This window comes from Bacillus sp. V3-13, from assembly GCF_002860165.1.
Lineage (GTDB): Bacteria > Bacillota > Bacilli > Bacillales > Cytobacillaceae > Bacillus_BJ.
In genome coordinates this window covers 1-4,105 of record NZ_PGUZ01000037.1, presented here as the reverse complement: position 1 = coordinate 4,105, position 4,105 = coordinate 1, and the positions used below count along the sequence as shown (strand labels likewise).

The following is a 4,105-nucleotide window of genomic DNA, read 5'->3' as shown; positions in this document are numbered from 1 at the left end:
TATTCAGGGACTTCAAGACACAAAATACTTCTGTGTGTTGATTCATTCAGCAAGCCCTAATTAATTCTTGGAATTTTCTCACCTCAGAAGGGTATGCACCTTGGTTAATATTAAGCAGTTCATTATATAATAAGCTAAAATTATCCGTTTCAATAATTGTGTAAGTGCATTCCAGATCATCATCTTGGCGTTGGAATTCAGTTATTTGATCAAGACCTTCCTTTCTGTTTACAATTATAATACGGTCTTTCATAAACTCTTTTTCTTCACCAGAAAGAGAACTTGAAAAATCCCGAATAATCTTCCTGATATTTCTGTCTGTAAGTGAGTAACCAAGAAATATAATAGGTGAACTTATTAATAAAGAGATAATTTTGGCACTTATCAACACGCAATTCTTATCAAACCTTTTATAATCTTCTCTTGATATAACAATACTTTCTGGTTCCGATATGCAACCGTGAATCTTAAAAATTTCTCCCCAATCTGAGGACTTTCTAAAAAAACCTTTTTGGCCTACATACTTTTTTAATCTATTTGTGCCATAATCCGCAGTACAATCCTCTGCAAATGTATCGTAATTGGTTGTTAGGACAATTTGAGCTTTGTTTAACAATTTTTTAAATGACTGAATTTCTTCATACATCTCCTGTTTTATCTCATATTCGCTAAACCTAATTGAGAGAGCATGCTTAAAGGGTGATATCCCCGAAAAAAATGCTTCCTTCTGAGTAAATCCTTCAATAGTAACTTTTGAATCGAAAAATAACTTGTTATAGCGGTTCTCGATATAAGTTCCTAATTCTATAAAAGTTAAGTATTCATAATCCAAGGAGGAGTCGTTCAGTTTTTCCTTTAAACCATTTTTTGTTTGATTTAAAAATGCAAAAAAGTCTTCTTCAGGTTCAATTATCTCCCAGAATTCATTTAAAAGGTCTAGCCAGCCAGGATAGTCTTTAAGATACCTTTTTGATATACCCGATCCAATAAAGATTATAGGATATTCATTAGATTCAATTAGATAATTTAAACATTGTATTTCTGACACTGGGCCACCCCTCCTTTATTTTCAATATATCACAACAAATAGAATTAAGTTGGTAAACGGTTACAAAAAAGTTGAAAAAAACAAACCTTTTTGGTTAAATAAGTGAAAAGTTGTAAATTGGGGGGTGAATGCATGTCGAGAAATAGATACACTTGGACAGAGGAAAAAATCGCAAAGTATTACAAAGAAGGCAGAGGCTCTGGGGATCTAGCTAATTACCGTCCGTGGCTAACTATTCAAGACGTTCCTAGTGAAGGCAGAGCACATCGTCCACGAGGTTGGAAAACAACTAGGAAGCATGACCTTCTCTCTGACTTGGAACTTTCCTTTTTCTTTTATTTGGAGTGGAGCAATAAAGTTATTGATATTAAAGAGCAATACCCTCTAGATCGCCAGGACACCATGGAAATTGCTGCAGAGAAACATATCCCACATCCTTTTGAGAAAAGTACTCAAACTCCAATCGTCATGACCACTGACTTTTTAGTAACCATACGAACCGGCAAGGATATAAACATAATAGCTCGGTCCATTAAGCCAAGTGAAAAACTTGAAGACCCCGACGTTTTAGGAAAACTAGAAATTGAGAGGCAGTTCTGGGAGGATAAAGGAATTCAATGGACTATCGTTGATGAGAAAGTTATGCCAAAACAATTTTTTAAAAATATGAGATATATTCATGAGTATTTTTATCTTCCTGATAAAAAAGAAGAAGAAACGGCTAAGTACTTTTTGAGCTTTTTAGACAGTAGACAACCAAAATATCCTGAAAAAATGCTTATTGACTGCTGCAATGAGTTCGACTCTCTGTACAATTTAGACGATGGTTCGAGTATTTACTATTTAAGGCATTTATATGCCCGACAATACATCTTGCCAAATGACATGAATAATAAACCGATCGTGCCGCATGGAATTTCATTAAATGAACTTAATCTGAGAAGTGGAGGTTCTAAAGGCAGTTATGGTAATTCTATCAGTTAACGAACTGGTTGTTGATATTGAGTCAAATAAGGCCTACAGGATTTTGTGGATTGACCCCGGGTATGTGATTACTTATGTAATTGACATAGATATAAGATTGAAAAAAGCCCTCCCCTTTATTATGACAACTAGTTTTATTGAGGAAAAAGTATGTAGTGGTGAATTTGCAATTAGAATGGACATCGGAGTAATACTGAGAAGGAAACCCACTGAGAATGATATTTCTCATAGAGATAAGACATGGGGATTTATTAAAGAAATTGTTAATATCAAGCCTGATATATTTATGAAAGAACGAAGAAACAAATTAATTGATCAAATAATGATTAAACATAACATCGGGTCGAAAAATACGGTCTTAAAAAACCTAAGGAAGTACTGGCAGAGAGGAATGGATAAAGACTGCCTGTTTCCCGACTATTGTAAACACTCACTTTATTTCCTCAGAAAAGTGGGTGTTTTTTTCATATTTTTCCGGCAGTCAAATTTTATCCATCTGATATAATGTGGCTATTGTTTTGCACATTCTGCCGGAGGGATTTTTTATGCCTATCTTCTATGATTTCAAAATCAGTATTAGTACCTATAAAGAAAGAGGAAAAGAAAATGACTTTCCAGTCATCCATGAATGCCCTGACTGTGGGGCTAAAGGTCTTCTTCACCGCCATGGTTTCTTTGAAAGGAATGTCATCATTTCCGGGACTAAGGAGGAAGTGAGGATTGCCATCTGCCGTGTGAAATGCAGTAAATGCAAGAAGGCATTCTCGGTCCTCCCGGATTTCGTCATTCCCCGTTACCAGCATTCCCTTTCTTCTGTCATTACTAACTTAAAGGAAAGACTGGAGGGGCTGAGGGAAGAGAAAGAGATAAGCCGCCAGCTCTCAGCATTCCATCTGAAACGCTTCATGCGCCAATTGAATTGGATTCATAGCTTCTTTGCGGATATGGGGCATGTAATGGGAGTGATGGGGGATAAAAAAGAAAGAGCCATAAAATATTTGAAAATGATCCGAGATTTTGGCGAATCCACCTTCTTGCAAAGGTCAAAGGGTCATTTATCAACGTATTCATGGCAAATTAATTCTACCATATTCCGGTCCGGAAAAAAATATCGACCGTCCCACAAAACTTTTGCATCGCCAAATAAAATCCTGGAAAGTAGAATAGCTATTGGGATGGCCGGCCGTCCTTCTGAAAAAGAAGGAGGAACATTCCATGAATGAAAGAGAACGTGAACAAGTGGCTCTATTCCGATATGGGCTCATAGCCCCGCTCCTGAATGACCAGGTGGATACAAAAGAATATTTGAAGGAAGTGGAAGGCAAATTCCACTCAATCCCTTATTATGGGGAAAGAAAAATTGCCGCAAAAACGGTGCAGGAGTGGCTCCTGCATTACAGGAGGCACGGATTTGAAGCGTTGATGCCGAAAAAGCGTGCGGACAGGGGAAACTCACGAAGGCTATCGCCTGACGACCAGGACCACATCCTTGAAATAAGAAAAAAATCTCCCCATATGCCAGTCAGCGTGTTCTACGAACAGTTGACTGGAAATAGAGAGATAACAAAAAACGAAATATCGTATTCTACTATAAACCGTTTATTGAAAAAACACAACCTTACCGGCAAAAATCCGGCAGCCATGCCCGAAAGGAAGCGATTCGCCCATGACAAGGTGAATGTATTGTGGCAGGCAGACCTGTCGCATGGCCCTCATGTGGGGAGTGAAGGCAAGAGGAAGAAGACCTTCCTTATTGCGTATATCGATGATTGTTCCAGGCTCGTCCCTTATGCGCAATTCTTCACGTCAGAGAAGTTTGACGGATTGCGGATTGTGACCAAGGAGGCATTGATCAGGAGAGGGAAACCGACCATCATTTACTGTGATAATGGATCAGTTTATAACGCCAGGCAATTCAAAGTAATCTGTGCCCGTATGGGCACCAAGCTAATCCACGCAAAGCCTTATTCACCAGAGTCGAAAGGAAAAATTGAGAAATTTTTCCAATTCGTAGATTCGAGTTTTACAGGTGAAGCCAATCTATTAATCAATCAAGGAAAGCTTACTACGCTT

5 protein-coding genes are annotated in these 4,105 nt (G+C 38.0%); 4 read left to right on the top strand and 1 reads right to left on the bottom strand.

Annotation, left to right across the window (positions count from 1 at the left end):
* Positions 1-46: 46 nt before the first annotated feature.
* Positions 47-1,048 carry an SIR2 family protein gene (locus tag CU633_RS14065; RefSeq protein WP_101661227.1) on the bottom strand — a complete coding sequence of 334 codons (1,002 nt, stop codon included), beginning with the start codon at positions 1,046-1,048 and terminating at the stop codon, positions 47-49.
* 132 nt (positions 1,049-1,180) lie between these two features.
* Here CU633_RS14065 and CU633_RS14060 point away from each other — a divergent pair, with 132 nt between their 5' ends.
* From CU633_RS14060 to CU633_RS14045, 4 genes are all read left to right on the top strand, one after another.
* Positions 1,181-2,032, top strand: coding sequence for a TnsA endonuclease N-terminal domain-containing protein (locus tag CU633_RS14060; RefSeq protein WP_101661226.1), 852 nt, complete (start codon positions 1,181-1,183; stop codon positions 2,030-2,032).
* The gene (locus CU633_RS14055) at positions 2,013-2,537 is read left to right on the top strand and encodes a hypothetical protein (protein WP_101661225.1); all 525 of its coding nucleotides are present in this window, start codon (positions 2,013-2,015) and stop codon (positions 2,535-2,537) included. Before CU633_RS14060 ends, CU633_RS14055 begins: the two co-directional genes overlap by 20 nt.
* Before the next feature lie 40 nt (positions 2,538-2,577).
* Positions 2,578-3,255 (top strand): DUF6431 domain-containing protein, encoded by a 678-nt coding sequence (locus tag CU633_RS14050; protein WP_101661224.1) that lies wholly within the window; start codon positions 2,578-2,580, stop codon positions 3,253-3,255.
* Positions 3,248-4,105, top strand: an 858-nt coding sequence (locus CU633_RS14045) for a DDE-type integrase/transposase/recombinase (protein ID WP_142383414.1), incomplete at its 3' end; no start/stop codon positions are given. The genes CU633_RS14050 and CU633_RS14045, both read left to right, overlap by 8 nt.